Annotated in this window: 13 protein-coding genes and 1 riboswitch; of the genes, 1 reads left to right on the plus strand and 12 read right to left on the minus strand. The window is 73.1% G+C overall.

Annotation, left to right across the window (positions count from 1 at the left end; genetic code table 11):
- Positions 1-75 precede the first annotated feature (75 nt).
- The 9 genes from ABZ457_RS14465 to rpsB form a co-directional block, all read right to left on the minus strand.
- Positions 76-1,104, minus strand: a complete 1,029-nt coding sequence (locus tag ABZ457_RS14465) for an ABC transporter ATP-binding protein (protein ID WP_359157654.1) — start codon at positions 1,102-1,104, stop codon at positions 76-78.
- The gene (locus ABZ457_RS14470) at positions 1,104-2,720 is read right to left on the minus strand and encodes an iron ABC transporter permease (protein WP_359157784.1); all 1,617 of its coding nucleotides are present in this window, start codon (positions 2,718-2,720) and stop codon (positions 1,104-1,106) included. The genes ABZ457_RS14465 and ABZ457_RS14470 overlap by 1 nt, the downstream gene beginning before the upstream one ends.
- An 83-nt stretch (positions 2,721-2,803) precedes the next feature.
- The gene (locus ABZ457_RS14475) at positions 2,804-3,901 is read right to left on the minus strand and encodes a thiamine ABC transporter substrate-binding protein (RefSeq protein WP_359157656.1); all 1,098 of its coding nucleotides are present in this window, start codon (positions 3,899-3,901) and stop codon (positions 2,804-2,806) included.
- Positions 3,896-4,001, minus strand: a riboswitch (TPP riboswitch). (Overlaps the previous gene by 6 nt.)
- 132 nt (positions 4,002-4,133) lie before the next feature.
- Positions 4,134-5,240, minus strand: coding sequence for a 23S rRNA (adenine(2503)-C(2))-methyltransferase RlmN (rlmN, locus tag ABZ457_RS14480; protein WP_359157659.1), 1,107 nt, complete (start codon positions 5,238-5,240; stop codon positions 4,134-4,136).
- A gap of 79 nt (positions 5,241-5,319) precedes the next feature.
- A complete protein-coding gene (locus ABZ457_RS14485; RefSeq protein ID WP_359157661.1) occupies positions 5,320-6,555 on the minus strand; it encodes a phosphatidate cytidylyltransferase in 1,236 nt (411 codons plus the stop codon).
- Complete coding sequence (gene frr / locus ABZ457_RS14490; protein WP_018850000.1) at positions 6,555-7,112, minus strand: ribosome recycling factor; 558 nt, start codon at positions 7,110-7,112, stop codon at positions 6,555-6,557. The genes ABZ457_RS14485 and frr overlap by 1 nt, the downstream gene beginning before the upstream one ends.
- 135 nt (positions 7,113-7,247) lie before the next feature.
- Complete coding sequence (gene pyrH, locus ABZ457_RS14495; protein ID WP_359157665.1) at positions 7,248-8,012, minus strand: UMP kinase; 765 nt, start codon at positions 8,010-8,012, stop codon at positions 7,248-7,250.
- A 158-nt stretch (positions 8,013-8,170) separates the two neighbouring features.
- A complete protein-coding gene (tsf, locus tag ABZ457_RS14500; RefSeq protein ID WP_018850002.1) occupies positions 8,171-9,007 on the minus strand; it encodes a translation elongation factor Ts in 837 nt (278 codons plus the stop codon).
- 160 nt (positions 9,008-9,167) lie between these two features.
- Positions 9,168-10,049, minus strand: coding sequence for a 30S ribosomal protein S2 (rpsB, locus tag ABZ457_RS14505; protein WP_018850003.1), 882 nt, complete (start codon positions 10,047-10,049; stop codon positions 9,168-9,170).
- Between the two features lie 382 nt (positions 10,050-10,431).
- On the opposite strand from rpsB, the gene ABZ457_RS14510 reads away from it, so the two are divergent.
- On the plus strand, positions 10,432-11,310 hold the full coding sequence (locus ABZ457_RS14510; protein ID WP_359157669.1) for a peptidoglycan DD-metalloendopeptidase family protein: 879 nt from the start codon (positions 10,432-10,434) through the stop codon (positions 11,308-11,310).
- A 23-nt stretch (positions 11,311-11,333) separates the two neighbouring features.
- Here ABZ457_RS14510 and ABZ457_RS14515 read toward each other — a convergent pair whose 3' ends face one another.
- From ABZ457_RS14515 to dprA, 3 genes are all read right to left on the minus strand, one after another.
- On the minus strand, positions 11,334-11,891 hold the full coding sequence (locus tag ABZ457_RS14515) for a TetR/AcrR family transcriptional regulator (RefSeq protein ID WP_018850005.1): 558 nt from the start codon (positions 11,889-11,891) through the stop codon (positions 11,334-11,336).
- A gap of 60 nt (positions 11,892-11,951) precedes the next feature.
- Positions 11,952-12,788, minus strand: a complete 837-nt coding sequence (gene whiG, locus ABZ457_RS14520) for an RNA polymerase sigma factor WhiG (RefSeq protein ID WP_359157672.1) — start codon at positions 12,786-12,788, stop codon at positions 11,952-11,954.
- Between the two features lie 244 nt (positions 12,789-13,032).
- Positions 13,033-14,322 carry a DNA-processing protein DprA gene (gene dprA, locus ABZ457_RS14525; protein WP_359157675.1) on the minus strand — a complete coding sequence of 430 codons (1,290 nt, stop codon included), beginning with the start codon at positions 14,320-14,322 and terminating at the stop codon, positions 13,033-13,035.
- Positions 14,323-14,387 lie beyond the last annotated feature (65 nt).

Raw genomic sequence — 14,387 nt, forward strand, 5'->3', positions numbered from 1 at the left:
GGGGGCGTCTCCGTGCGGGGGTCCGTCCGTGCGGGGGTCCGTCCGTGCGGGGGGGCTCAGGAGGTGTCCGGCGGGTCACACGTGGTCGAGGACCACCACGTCCTCCGGGTCGAAGCGGACCCCCACCGCCGCGCCCTCCGCCGGGGCGTCGCGCAGGGTGCACTCGGCCTCCAGCACGGGACCGGTCTCCGGGCGGAGGCGGACGGCGACACGGCTGCCGCGGAAGGTCCGCGCCTCGACCGTGGCCGGGAGCCCGGCCGCCGGATCGGTCAGCCGGACGCCCGAGGGCCGCACCAGCAGCGTCCGCTCCCCCTGCGCCGCCTCCTTGGGGACCGGGACCTCGCCCCAGGGCGTGGCCGCCGCCGTGCCCGTCACCGTCGCGGCCACCACATTGTCGAAGCCGAGGAACCGGGCCACGAACGCGGACGCGGGCCGCTGCCACACCTCGGTCGGCGTCCCGGCCTGGGCGATCCGCCCGTCCCGCATCACCACCACCCGGTCCGCGAGCGCGAACGCCTCGCCCTGGTCGTGCGTGACCGCCAGCACCGTGGTGCCCAACCGCCCGAACAGCCCGCGCAGTTCGACGACGAGCCGCTCCCGCAGCCCCCGGTCGAGCTGCCCCAGCGGCTCGTCCAGCATCAGCAGCTTGGGCTCCGGGGCCAGCGCCCGCGCCAGCGCCACCCGCTGCTGCTCACCCCCGGACAGCGCGGCCACCGCCCGCCCCTGCGCACCCGGCAGGCCCACCAGGTCCAGCAACTCCCCCACCCGGCGCGCCTGTTCGGCGCGGGAGACCCCGTGCATCCGCAGCCCGAAGGCCACGTTCCCGGCCACGTCCCGCTGCGGGAAGAGCTGGTGGTCCTGGAACATCAGGCCCACTCCGCGCCGGTGCGCCGGCACCCCGGACTGGTCCGCCCCGGCGAGCAGCACCCGCCCCGCGTCCGCCCGCTGGAGCCCCGCGACCACCCGCAGCAGCGTCGACTTGCCGCTGCCGCTCGGCCCGAGGACGCACACGGTCTCGTGCTCGGCGACCTCCAGGTCCACCCCGTCCAGCGCGGTCCGCCCGCCGAACCGCACGGTCACGTCCGCCAGTTCCAGCAGCGCCATCAGAACTCCCCGGAGGTCTTGTCGGGACGGATGCGTTCGAGGAGGAGCAGGGCGACGGCGCAGACCACCATCAGGATCACCGACAGGGCCATCGCCTGCCCGTAGTTCAGCTCCCCGGGCCGCCCGAGCAGCCGTGCGACGGCGACGGGCAGGGTCGGGTTGTCGGGTCGGGCGATGAACACCGTCGCCCCGAACTCGCCCAGCGACACGGCGAACGCGAACCCGGCGGCGACCAGCAGCGCCCGCCGCACCAGCGGCAGATCCACCTCCCGCCAGGCGCGCAGCGGGGACGCTCCCAGCACCGCCGCCGCCTCCCGCAGCCGGGTGTCCACGGCCCGCAGCACCGGCAGCATGATCCGCACCACGAACGGCACCCCGACCAGGGCCTGGGCGAGCGGCACCAGGATCCAGGAGGCCCGCAGGTCCAGCGGCGGTTCGTCGAGGGCGATCAGGAACCCGAAACCGACGGTCACCGCCGAGACGCCGAGGGGCAGCATCAGCAGCGCGTCGAAGCCGCGCACCAGCCGCCCGGCCCGCCGGGTGAGCGCGGCGGCGGCCAGCCCGCCGACCGTGACGGAGATCGCGGTCGCGGCCAGCGCGTACCGGAGGGAGTTGGCGACCGCCTCGATCGGCGGGACGAGGAAGACCCCGCCCCGGGAGTCGACCTCGGTCAGCACCCGGTAGTAGTCCAGGCCGTAGCCGGCGGGGGTGTCGAAGGACCGCTCGACCAGCACGGCGAGCGGGGCGAGGAGGAGCACCAGCACGGTCGCCAGCACTCCCCCGAGCAGCGCCCACTGCGCCGCGCCGCGCGGCCGGTGCGCGGTGCGCGCGGGGTCCACCAGCCGCAGGGCGCTCTCCCGGCGCCGGACGGTCCACGCGTGCACGGCGAGGACCGCCCCCACGGCGGCGAACTGCACCAGGGTGAGGACGGCCGCGGTCGGCAGGTCGAGGAGGTCGGCGGTCTGCCGGTAGATCTCCACCTCCAGGGTGGCGAAGGTGGGCCCGCCGAGGATCTGCACGATGCCGAAGGAGGTGAAGGTGAACAGGAAGACCATCAGCGCGGCCGCCGCCAGCGAGGGGGCCAGCGCGGGCAGGGTCACCGTCCGCCAGGCCCGGAACCGCCCGGCGCCCAGCATCCGCGCGGCCTCCTCCTGCCGGGGGTCGAGCTGGGCCCACAGCCCGCCGACCGTGCGCACCACCACGGCGTAGTTGAAGAAGACGTGCGCCAGCAGGATCGCCCAGACCGTGGTGTCCAGGCGGACGCCCCACAGCTCGTCCAGCAGCCCGCCGCGCCCGACGAGGGCGAGGAAGGCGGTGCCGACGACCACCGTCGGCAGCACGAACGGCACGGTGATCACGGCCCGCAGCAGTCGTCTGCCGGGGAAGTCGAGCCGGGCGACGGCGTAGGCGCCGGGGAGGGCGATCAGCAGGGTGAGCGCGGTGGAGGCGAGAGCCTGCCAGGTGGTGAACCACAGCACGGACAGGATGTCCGGGCGGGTGACCACCTCGCCGATCCGGTCCAGGTGCCAGGCCCCGTCCGCGTGCAGGCCGCGGCCGACGATGGCGGTGACCGGGTAGGCGAAGAAGACCGCGAAGAACGCGACCGGCCCGGCCATCAGCGCGAGCCGGGCCACGCTCCCCCGGCGCCAGCCCGGCCCGGGGCCGGGCTCGCGGCCCGGGCCCCGGTCCGTGGCGGGGTCTACTTCAGGACGAGCGAGGACCACGACCGGACCCACTGCTCGCGCTTGCCGGCGATCGTGGCGGGCGCGACGGTCTCGGGCTCGTCCACGACCACGCCGTGCTCGGTGAACAGCTCGGGCAGCTTCGCGTCGGAGACGACCGGGTGGACGAACATGTTGAGCGGCATGTCCTCCTGGAAGGTCCTGGAGACCAGGAAGTCCAGGAGCGCCTTGCCGCCCTTCTCGTTCTTCGCGCCGTCGAGCAGGCCCGCGAACTCGATCTGCCGGAAGCAGGTCCCGGTGGCGACGCCGGTGGGCGCCTCCTTCGGCTGCGGCTCCGCGTACAGGACCTCGACGGGCGGGCTGGAGGCGTAGGAGACGACGAGCGGGCGGTCCGCCCCGGCCTTCCTGCCGCCGGCCGAGCCGGAGAACTCCTCGTTGTACGCCTGCTCCCAGCCGTCGACGACCTTGACGCCGTTGGCCTTCAGCTTCTTCCAGTAGTCCTGCCAGCCGTCCTCGCCGAAGGCGCCGACGCTGCCCAGCAGGAAGCCGAGTCCGGGCGAGGAGGTGGCGGCGTTCTCGACCACCAGGAGGTTCTTGTACGCGGGCTTCGCGAGGTCGGCGAAGGTCTTCGGCGGGGCGAGCTTCTTCTCCGCGAAGTACTTCTTGTCGTAGTTGACGCAGACATCGCCGGTGTCGACGGGCGTGACCCGGTGCTTGTCCTTGTCAAGCTGCACCTCGGGCGCCACGCGGTCCAGGCCCTTCGCCTCGTAGGGCGTGAACAGGTCGTTGTCGAGGGCGCGGGAGAGCAGGGTGTTGTCGACGCCGAAGAAGACGTCGCCCTGCGGGGAGCCCTTGGTGAGGATCTCCTTGTTGAGCGCGGTGCCGGCGTCCCCGCTCTTGAGGATCTTCACGGTGTAGCCGGTCCGCTTGGTGAACTCCTTGAGGACGGCCTCGGAGGCCGCGAAGGACTCGTGGGTGACCAGGGTGACGGTCTTGGACCCGGCCCCGTCGCCGCTGCCCTTGTCCTCGGAGCCGTTGCCGCAGGCCGCGAGGGAGGTGATGCCCAGGGCGGCGGCGAGGGCCGTGCCGACGGCACGGCGAAGCTGGCTGTTCATGGTGTGCTGACTCCCTACGCCGGTATGACCCGGATCAGGTCCGAGGGTCTGCGGCCGTGCCGCACTCTCAGCGCTGTGGTGCGCTCCCCTGTCGGAATGTTTCGTTGTGTCGGCCGTCCGCGCCGTGCTCCGGCGCGAACGGGGTCGTCCGCTCAGCCGCTGTTCATCTGTGCGAACGTACAGGGCGCACAGTATCAGCCACCTTCGCCGGGCCCCGGCCGGGCCGGGGGCCTCAGCGCTCGTGGGCCGCGAGCTGCCCGCACGCCCCGTCGATCTCCTGCCCGCGGGTGTCCCGGACGGTGACCGGGACGCCGTGCGCGGCGATCGCCTCGACGAAGGCCCGCTCGTCCTCGGGACGGGAGGCGGTCCACTTGGAGCCCGGGGTCGGGTTGAGCGGGATCAGGTTGACGTGCACCCGCTTGCCCTTGAGGAGGCGGCCGAGGAGGTCACCGCGCCAGGCCTGGTCGTTGATGTCCCGGATGAGGGCGTACTCGATGGAGATGCGGCGGCCGGACTTCTCCGCGTACTCCCAGGCCGCGTCGAGGACTTCGCGGACCTTCCAGCGGGTGTTCACCGGCACCAGGGTGTCGCGCAGCTCGTCGTCGGGGGCGTGCAGGGAGACGGCGAGGCGGCACTTGAAGCCCTCGTCGGCGAAGCGCAGCATGGCCGGCACCAGGCCGACGGTGGAGACGGTGATCCCGCGCTGGGAGAGGCCGAGGCCGTCCGGCTCGGGGTCGGTGAGCCGGCGGATGGCGCCGACGACCCGCTTGTAGTTGGCCAGCGGCTCGCCCATGCCCATGAAGACGATGTTCGACAGCCGGGCGGGGCCGCCGGGGACCTCGCCGTCGCGCAGGGCGCGCATGCCGTCGACGATCTGGTGCACGATCTCGGCCGTGGACAGGTTGCGGTCCAGCCCGGCCTGGCCGGTGGCGCAGAACGGGCAGTTCATCCCGCAGCCGGCCTGCGAGGAGATGCACATGGTGACCCGGTCCGGGTAGCGCATCAGCACGGACTCGACGAGGGTGCCGTCGTGCAGGCGCCAGAGGGTCTTGCGGGTGGTGTCGTCGTCGCAGGAGATATGGCGGACGACCGACATCAGGTCGGGCAGCAGCTCCCCGGCGAGCTTCTCGCGGGCGGCGGCGGGGATGTCGGTCCACTGCGCGGGGTCGTGCACGTACCGGGCGAAGTAGTGCGTCGACAACTGCTTTGCGCGGAACGGCTTCTCGCCGATCGCGGCGACGGCCTCCTTCCGCTCGGCGGGCGTGAGGTCGGCGAGGTGCCGCGGCGGCTTCTTGGCTCCGCGGGGCGCGACGAAAGTGAGTTCTCCGGGCTTGGGCATGGTGCTACCAGTGTCGCAGAGATGAGAGTGAGGACCCGCCGCCCTGTGGACGACGGGCCCTCGCCCACAGAAGCGCAGGTCAGCCCGTGCCGACGAAGATCACTAGGAGCAGCCAGACCACGGGCGCGGTCGGCAGGAGGGAGTCGAGGCGGTCCATGATGCCGCCGTGGCCGGGGAGGAGGGTGCCCATGTCCTTGATGCCCAGGTCGCGCTTGATCATCGACTCGCCGAGGTCGCCCAGCGTCGCGCTGGCCGCCACCGCAAGACCCAGCAGCAGGCCCTGCCACCAGGCGCCGCCGTCCACCAGGAACTGCATGCACAGCGCGCCCGCCGCCATCGCGAAGCCCACCGCGCCGAGCAGCCCCTCGCGGGTCTTCCCGGGGCTGATGCGCGGGGCGAGCTTGTGCTTGCCGAAGCGCCAGCCGACCGCGTACGCGCCGGTGTCGCTGACGATGGTGAGCACCAGGAAGGTGAGCACCCGCTGCGGGCCGTCGTCGGCGGCGAGCATCATCGCCACGAAGGTGGCCAGGAACGGGACGTAGAAGGCGGCGAAGACACCGGCCGTGACGTCCTTGAGGTAGCCCTCGGGCGGTTCGGTCATCCGCCACACGAGGACGGCGAGCGCGGTCAGCGCCATGGCCACCCAGGCGCCCTCCGCCCCCCGGAGGTAGCCGGCCACCACCATGGCCGCGCCGCCGACGGCGAGGGGCACCAGCGGCGCCTTGATCTGCTTGCGCTCCTGGAGGCGGGTGGTGAGCTCCCACAGCCCGACGACGACGGCGACCGCTATCACGCCGATGAACACGGCCTTGACGAAGAAGAGCGAGGCGACGATCACGGCGCCGAGCCCGACCCCGACCCCTATGGCCGCCCGCAGGTCCCGGCCGGCGCGCTTCTTGCCCGTCGGGTGCGCGGGCATCGGGGGCGGCGGCTGCTGGGCGTGCTGCCGGGCCTCGTCCTGCGGCGGCTGCGACGGGCCCCCGGAGGGCCGCGGCGCGGCCGGCGGGGGCTGGTGCGCGGCCGACGGCGGGGTGGACATGGGCTCCTGCGGATTCTCGTCACGGAACAGGGGGCCGCCGGGCCGGGCGGCTCCCTCCTCGGGGCCCCCGCGGCGGCCGTGACGGCCGCCGGGGCGGTTTGCGGACTGGGCGTCTCTCCCTGCGTCGGGAAAGTCCGGCACGATGGGCATGGGCCGAGTCTGCTGTGCGTCGTGCCCATCGCGGGCAGGACCCGCCGGGAGGGGCCCCTGGTCGGGCGGTGGCCAGGCACCGGCGTATCCCGCGCCGGCGGAGGCCCCCCAGGAAGAGTCGTTCATCAGACCTCGAGCAGCTCGGCTTCCTTGTGCTTGAGCAGCTCGTCCACCTGCGTCACGTACTTCGCGGTGGTGTCGTCGAGCTCCTTCTCCGCACGCCGGCCCTCGTCCTCGCCGACCTCGCCGTCCTTGACGAACTTGTCGATGGTCTCCTTGGCCTTGCGGCGGACGGCGCGGATCGAGATCTTCGCGTCCTCGCTCTTGGTCTTGGCGACCTTGATGAACTCCTTGCGGCGGTCCTGCGTGAGCTCCGGGAAGACCACGCGGATGATGTTGCCGTCGTTGCTCGGGTTGACGCCGAGGTCGGAGTCGCGGATGGCCTGCTCGATGTTGCGCAGCGCGGACTTGTCGAACGGCGTGACGACGGCCATCCGCGGCTCGGGCACCGAGAAGGAGGCGAGCTGGTTGATCGGGGTCAGGGCACCGTAGTAGTCCGCCACGATCTTGTTGAACATCGCCGGGTGCGCACGTCCGGTACGGATCGCGGCGAAGTCGTCCTTGGCGACCAGGACGGCCTTCTCCATCTTCTCCTCGGCCTCGAGGAGGGTCTCTTCGATCACCACTTGCTCCTGCGTGTCTTGAGTTGGGCCCGGCATCCCACTGGGCCGTCGGAACCTGCGTCGCGTGTTCCCTGCACGGTGTCCGACCGGCAGGACTTTGTCCATCCCCGGAAGTCGCCCCCCGGGGCCCGGGGATCAGACCCGGGTGTCGCGGTCGCTCACGAGCGTGCCGATCTTCTCACCCTTCACCGCGCGGGCGATATTGCCCTCGGCGAGGAGTTCGAAGACGAGGATCGGCAGGGCGTTGTCACGGCAGAGCGTGATGGCCGTGGCGTCGGCGACCTTGAGGTTGCGGGAGAGGACCTCGCCGTACTCCAGGGCGTCGAAGCGGACCGCGTCGGGGTTCGCCTTGGGGTCGGAGTCGTAGACGCCGTCGACGCCGTTCTTGCCCATCAGCAGGGCCTCGGCGTCGATCTCCAGGGCGCGCTGGGCGGCCGTGGTGTCGGTGGAGAAGTAGGGCATGCCCATACCGGCGCCGAAGATGACGACGCGGCCCTTCTCCAGGTGGCGCACGGCGCGCAGCGGGATGTACGGCTCGGCGACCTGGCCCATGGTGATGGCGGTCTGGACGCGGGAGTCGATGCCCTCCTTCTCCAGGAAGTCCTGGAGGGCGAGGCAGTTCATGACGGTGCCCAGCATGCCCATGTAGTCGGAGCGCGCCCGGTCCATGCCGCGCTGCTGGAGCTCGGCGCCGCGGAAGAAGTTGCCGCCGCCGATCACGATCGCGATCTCCGCGCCGTCGCGGACGACCGCGGCGATCTCGCGTGCGATGGCGTGCACGACGTCGGGGTCGACGCCCAGGCCGGTGCCGCCGGAGAACGCCTCTCCGGACAGCTTCAGCATGAAGCGGCCGGCCTTCTTGCCGTGGTTGTCGTCGCCTGTAGCGGCGCCCTGATTCATGGGGATCTCCTCGTGCACATACGAAGAAGGCCATTGCCCTGGGGTCCTTGCGGTTTCCCGTACGGCAATGGCCTCCTCGTCAGATCTGCGGTCGTCCGGCGCGGGCGCGGACGACTGCCTCAGACCCTACCGGGGTCCGGTGTCCGTCGCGTACGGACTCAGATGCCGACCTTGATGCGGCTGAAGCGCTTCAGGCTGACGCCGGCCTCGTCCAGGATCTGCTGAACGGTCTTCTTGTTGTCCAGCGCGTAGGGCTGGCCGAGGAGGGTGGCCTCCTTGAAGAAGCCGTTGACGCGACCCTCGACGATCTTCGGGAGGGCGGCCTCGGGCTTGCCCTCGGCGCGGGTGGTCTCCTCGGCGACGCGGCGCTCGGACTCGACGACCTCGGCCGGGACGTCCTCGCGGGACAGGTACTTCGGCGCGAAGGCGGCGATGTGCTGCGCGACGCCCTTGGCGACCTCGGCGTTCTCCTTGTCGAGCTCGACGAGGACACCGATCTGCGGGGGCAGGTCGGGCATGGTGCGGTGCATGTACGCGGTCACGTAGCCGCCGGTGAACTGCGCGAAGCGGTCCAGGACGATCTTCTCGCCGAGGTTGGCGTTGGCCTCGTCCACGTACGCCTGGACGGTCTTGCCGGGCTCGATCTCGGAGGCGAGCAGGGCCTCCAGGTCGGCCGGGGCCGTCTTGGCGACGTGGGCGGCCAGCGAGTTCGCCACGGCCTGGAACTTCTCGCCCTTGGCGACGAAGTCCGTCTCGCACTTCAGCTCGACGATGACACCGGAGGTGTTGTCGTCGGCGATGAGGGAGACCACGGCGCCGTTCTCGGCGGAGCGGCCCTCACGCTTGGCGACGCCCTTCTGGCCCTTGATGCGCAGCGCCTCGACGGCCTTGTCGACGTTGCCGTCGGCCTCGTCCAGCGCCTTCTTGCAGTCCATCATGCCGGCGCCGGTGAGCTCGCGGAGCTTCTTGACGTCAGCGGCGGTGTAGTTCGCCATGAGTCTGGGTTTCTCTCTCGAAGTCTGTGAGATCGGTCTGAGATCTGCGAAAGACCCGGGCCCGGTGGATCGTGCGGACCGGGCGGATCTACGGGTGGACGGCGGGGGCATCGTGTGCCCCCGCCGTCGTCGACCGGTCCGTGCGGGCCGGTCCCGCGGGTCAGGCCTGCTCGGCCTCGGCGGCGGGGGCCTCGGCGGCCGGAGCCTCGGCGGCGGCCTCGGCCGGCTTCTCCGCGGCGGGGGCCTCGGCGTCGTCGGCCTTCTTCTCACCCTCGAGCAGGTCGCGCTCCCACTCGGCGAGCGGCTCGCCCTGGGCCTTCTCGCCCGGCTTGGAGTCGCCGGTGGCGGCGCCGGAGCGGGCGATGAGGCCCTCGGCGACGGCGTCGGCGATCACGCGGGTGAGCAGGGTGACGGAGCGGATCGCGTCGTCGTTGCCCGGGATCTTGTAGTCGACCTCGTCGGGGTCGCAGTTGGTGTCGAGGATCGCGACGACCGGGATGTGGAGCTTGCGCGCCTCACCGACGGCGATGTGCTCCTTCTTGGTGTCGACGATCCAGACGGCGCTCGGCACCTTCTGCATCTCGCGGATACCACCGAGGGTCTTCTCCAGCTTGGCCTTCTCGCGGGAGAGGACCAGGAGCTCCTTCTTGGTGAGACCGGAGGCGGCGACGTCGTCGAAGTCGATCTGCTCCAGCTCCTTGAGGCGCTGCAGACGCTTGTAGACGGTCGAGAAGTTGGTGAGCATGCCGCCCAGCCAGCGCTGGTTGACGTACGGCATGCCGACGCGCGTCGCCTGCTCGGCGATGGCCTCCTGGGCCTGCTTCTTCGTGCCGACGAACATGATGGAGCCGCCGTGGGCGACGGTCTCCTTGACGAACTCGTAGGCGCGGTCGATGTACGACAGCGACTGGAGCAGGTCGATGATGTAGATGCCGTTGCGCTCGGTGAAGATGAAGCGCTTCATCTTCGGGTTCCAGCGACGGGTCTGGTGACCGAAGTGGACGCCGCTCTCCAGCAGCTCCCGCATCGTGACGACGGCCATGGCCGTATCTCCTTGGATTCTCGGTTGTGTCCTGACGCCCCGACGCGCCGTGCCACAGAAGGACCGAGGAGCGCGGCCACCGTCCGCGAAGAGACCGGTGGCGGGGCGTGCGAAGTCGACCCGGTGACCCGGATCGCCGTAAGAAGTGTACGGGACCCGGAGGCCCCCGGGTGACGCCGCTGTCCACAACGCTCTCCTTGTCCACAGGCCGGGCGGGTGCGGGGGCGCGTTCCGTCACGGTGGACGCATGAACTGCTGCGCCGCGCCGCCGATTCGCCCTGCCGGGCGCCACTGTCCTCCGGACCCCTGCGCCCGGGGTGCGCGCGGGGTCGCCGCCGCCGTGGCCGCGCGCGGGGCGGGCGCCCGCGCCCCGGGTGCGCGGGTGGCCACCGTGCGGCGGGCGTGCGCGCTGGCCCTGTCCGTGGCGCTGGGGCTGTCCGTGGCGCTGGGGCTCCTCGCGGTGGGCGCGGGGGCGAGCGGGCCGCCGACGCGTGACCGCCCGCCGGGGGCGGGGGCGCACGAGTCGGTCCCGGCCGGGGCGGTGGCCACCCGGCACGACCCGCACGCGGGCGAGGCGCGGGCGCGGACCGCGCCGGGGCCGCCGGGGCCGCCGGGGCCGCCGGGGGCTGGACTCGCGCGGAGCCGGCAGGTCGGGGCGGACGTCCGGCAGACCGCGGCCGGGGCGGTGGCGCCGGGCCGGGGCGGGGCGGTGGCGCCGAGCCCGTACCGGGCGGGCATCCGGTACGGCCCGTACGCGGGCGAGGCGCGGACCGCGTCGCGGGCGCCGGGGCCGCCTGGCACGGGCCCGGACCCGGCGGCGCGGAGCTGGCCCGTCGGGGCGGTGAGGCCCGTGGTGGTGCGGGGGTGGGACCCGCCGGGGTCGCCGTACGCGGCCGGGCACCGGGGCGTGGATCTCGCCGCGGCACCCGGCGCGGCGGTGCGCGCCGCCGCCCCGGGGCGGGTCGTGTTCGCGGGGCGGGTCGCGGGGCGCGGGGTCCTGAGCATCGCGCTCACCGGTGCGGGGGACCCGCCGCTGCGGATCACCTATGAACCGGTGCGCCCGCTCGTCGCCGCGGGCGAAGAGGTGGCCGCCGGCCAGGCCGTCGCCACGCTGGAGCCGGGCGGCACGCACTGCCCCGTGAGCTGTCTGCACTGGGGCCTGCTGCGCGGGGACGCGTATCTGGACCCGCTGTCCCTGCTGCCGCCGTGGATGCTGCGCCGGGCTCCGTCCCGTCTGCTGCCGGTGCTCACCGCGCCCTGAGGCGCGCAGCGGGGCAGAGCCCGTCAGCCCCGGACGCCCCGCAGGGCCATCGCCACCGCCGCGTCCGCGATGGTGGACGGGTCCTCCGCCGCACCCAGCTCGATCCGGCGGACCGCCGCGTCCACCACGCCCTGGAGGAGCATCGCGGCCAGGCGCGGCTCGCGCTGCCCGAGTTCGCCGAGCGCCTCGACGATCATGGCGATCAGGCCGCCGTGCGCGGCGCGGATCTTCTCCCGCGCCCCCGCGTCCAGTTCACTCGCCGAGATCGCGACGACGGCACGGTGCTGCCGGTCCCCGACCAGCTCCAACTGGCGCCGCACATACGCCTCGACCTTGTCCTCGGGCGTGCTCGCCCGGGCCATCGCGTCCTCGACCTCGGCCGCCCAGACGGGGAAGTCGACGGCGCAGAGTTCCTCGACGACCGCCGCGCGTGAGCGGAAGTACTCGTAGACGGAGGACCGCGCGAGACCCGTGCGCTCGGCCAGCGCGGGGAAGGTCAGCGCCTCGGTACCGCCTTCGGACAGGAGGGAGCGCGCGGCGTCCAGCAGGGCGCCTCGCTGCATCGTCCGGTGCTCGGCCACGGAGGCCGCTCGAATCCTGGGCACCCCTCCACTTTACGGATGCCGCCGCCTCCGTGGGGCTCAGCGTCCGACGTCGGCCAGCTTCGCCCGCAGCTGGAGGACCGACTTGGTGTGGATCTGGCTCACCCGGCTCTCGGTGACGCCCAGCACATGACCGATCTCTGCGAGGGTCAGGCCCTCGTAGTAGTAGAGCGTGACCACGGTCTTCTCCCGGTCGGGCAGGGTGTTGATCGCCCTGGCGAGCAGCCTGCGCAGTTCGCGGTCCTCGGCCACCTCGACCGGGTTGTCCGCGGCCGTGTCCTCCAGGGTGTCCATGAGGCTGAGCCGGTCGCCGCCCTCACCGCCGACATGGAGCAGCTCCTCCAGGGCGACCACGTTGGCCAGCGACAACTGACTGAAAACCGAGTGCAGTTCCTCGACCGTCACCTCCATCTCGGCCGCGACCTCGGCCTCCGACGGGGTGCGCCGCAACTGTGCTTCGAGCGTGGCGTACGCGCGCTCGACCGCGCGGGCCTTCTGCCGCACCGAGCGCGGAATCCAGTCCAGCGCCCGGAGTTCGTCGATCATGGCCCCGCGGATACGGGTGATCGCGTACGTCTCGAACTTGATCGACCGCTCGACGTCGAACTTCTCGATGGCGTCGATGAGCCCGAAGACCCCGGAGGACACGAAGTCCGCCTGCTCGACGTTGGAGGGGAGCCCTACGCTGACGCGGCCGGCCACGTACTTGACCAGCGGGGAGTAGTGCAGGATCAGCTGTTCCCGCAGCCGCTCGTCGCCGGTGGCCTTGTACGACCGCCACAGCTCCTCCAGCGACGAGGGAGCCGAGGGCCGCACGGCGCCACGGGCAGCAGCGGGCACTACCGCGCGGTCGGACCCGGACGTGTGCTGGGGCATGCGTTGCCTTGAGCCGTTCTGCTGTGGACGGTAAATCGGGTGAGGCGGCCGAGGCCGGAAATCGCGAGCGTAGCGTGACTGCGCCGTCGCGGTGGGCGAGCGGGCGCGGATCGGACCGATGGGGGTATGCGCCCTCGCCCACACCTTCGAATAGGGGCCGATGCGCCGCGCACCGGCCCCCACGGCGTCACAGGCACGACGGGGAGGGCCATCGCCCCTCACCTTTTCACCCGAATGCTCCAGGTCAAGCACCGCCTCGCCGGGTGTTCGAGCAGCGATCCGCCCGGGGTGCCAGCCGCCATGCCCGTCCGCTGCGCTCGACGAACCCCAGGGAGTGCAGTTCGTACAGCCGGGCCAGCGCCTCGTCGGGCCCGGTCCCGGCCGCCCGGGCGATCTCCTCCGCGCCCGCGCCGCCCCGCCCGGGCAGGGCCTCCAGCACGCTCCGGCTCACCGGGTCCAGCAGGTCCCGGGGCAGCACGGGACCGGTGTGCTCCGGGGCCAGCTCTCCGATCTCCCCGACCAGCTCGACCACCTCCGCCGCGTCCCCGACGAGGACCGCCTCGCCGCGCAGCAGCTCGTGCACCCCCGCCGAGAGCGCGCTGGTGACCGGCCCGGGGACGCCCATGGTGAAGCGGCCCAGGCGCTGCGCGCTGCGGGCGGTGACCAGCGAGCCGCTGCGGCGCGCGGCCTCGACGACCACCGTGCCCCTGGTCAGGGCGGCGATCACCCGGTTGCGCAGGACGAACCTGCTGGGCGTGGGGTGCTGCCCGGGCGGCAGCTCCCCGAGGACCAGGCCCTGGCGCACGATCCGGTCGATCAGCTCCCCGTGGCCGCGGGGATAGGCGACGTCGACCCCGCACGCCAGGACCGCGGCGGTGACACCCCCGGCGGCGAGCGCGCCCCGGTGCGCCGCGCCGTCGACCCCGTACGCGGCACCCGACACCACGACCCACCCCCGCTCGGCCAGACCGCCGGCCAGCTCCGCGGCGATGTGCGCGCCGTACGGGGTGCAGGCCCGCGCGCCGACCAGGGCGACGGATCGCAGCGCCCATCTGCGCAGGTCGGGGCTCCCGCGCACCCAGAGCCCGATCGGGCGGGCGTCGCCGAGGTCGTCGAGCTGGGTCGGCCACTCCGGGTCGCCGGGGACGACGAACCGGCCGCCGAGGGCCCGGACGGTGGCGAGGCTCCGGCCGGGAACGACCCCGGCGGCACGCGCCCGCAGCCCCGCGGACCGCTCCCGGGTCAGCCCCGGCAGCCCGGCCCCCTCGCCCGCACGGCGGGGCAGCAGCCGGGCGAGGAGTTCCTCCGCACCGAGGTCCCTGAGCCAGCGGCCGGCTCTCGCGTCCCCGGGCTCCAGGATCTCCGTCAGAGCTGATCTGGCGACCCGCTCCGCGTCGGGTGCGGAGTGCGCCGGTCCGGCCGCCCGGCTGACCTCTGCCTCGTCCACGCCGAAGGCCGGTCCGGACGGGACAGCCGACCGGGCGACGCGCTCCGTGCCGGGTGCGGGGGCCGGCCCGTGGGCCTCGGCGGTCATGGCGGGCCCCCTCCCGGGCCGGGAGCCGCGCCGGGGCGCACGCCGGAGCCCACACCCGGGCCCGG

The organism is Streptomyces sp. NPDC005805, from assembly GCF_040630445.1.
In the GTDB taxonomy this organism is placed as follows: Bacteria; Actinomycetota; Actinomycetes; order Streptomycetales; family Streptomycetaceae; genus Streptomyces.

Excerpts from the sequence above, each read along its gene's own strand:
- pyrH (WP_359157665.1), bottom strand. The coding sequence starts at position 8,012 with ATGAATCAGGGCGCCGCTACAGGCGACGACAACCACGGCAAGAAGGCC.
- ABZ457_RS14465 (WP_359157654.1), bottom strand. The coding sequence starts at position 1,104 with ATGGCGCTGCTGGAACTGGCGGACGTGACCGTGCGGTTCGGCGGGCGG.
- ABZ457_RS14475 (WP_359157656.1), bottom strand. The coding sequence starts at position 3,901 with ATGAACAGCCAGCTTCGCCGTGCCGTCGGCACGGCCCTCGCCGCCGCC.
- rpsB (WP_018850003.1), bottom strand. The coding sequence starts at position 10,049 with ATGGCCGTCGTCACGATGCGGGAGCTGCTGGAGAGCGGCGTCCACTTC.
- rlmN (WP_359157659.1), bottom strand. The coding sequence starts at position 5,240 with ATGCCCAAGCCCGGAGAACTCACTTTCGTCGCGCCCCGCGGAGCCAAG.
- whiG (WP_359157672.1), bottom strand. The coding sequence starts at position 12,788 with ATGCCCCAGCACACGTCCGGGTCCGACCGCGCGGTAGTGCCCGCTGCT.
- ABZ457_RS14470 (WP_359157784.1), bottom strand. The coding sequence starts at position 2,720 with ATGGCCGGGCCGGTCGCGTTCTTCGCGGTCTTCTTCGCCTACCCGGTC.
- tsf (WP_018850002.1), bottom strand. The coding sequence starts at position 9,007 with ATGGCGAACTACACCGCCGCTGACGTCAAGAAGCTCCGCGAGCTCACC.
- ABZ457_RS14485 (WP_359157661.1), bottom strand. The coding sequence starts at position 6,555 with ATGAACGACTCTTCCTGGGGGGCCTCCGCCGGCGCGGGATACGCCGGT.
- dprA (WP_359157675.1), bottom strand. The coding sequence starts at position 14,322 with ATGACCGCCGAGGCCCACGGGCCGGCCCCCGCACCCGGCACGGAGCGC.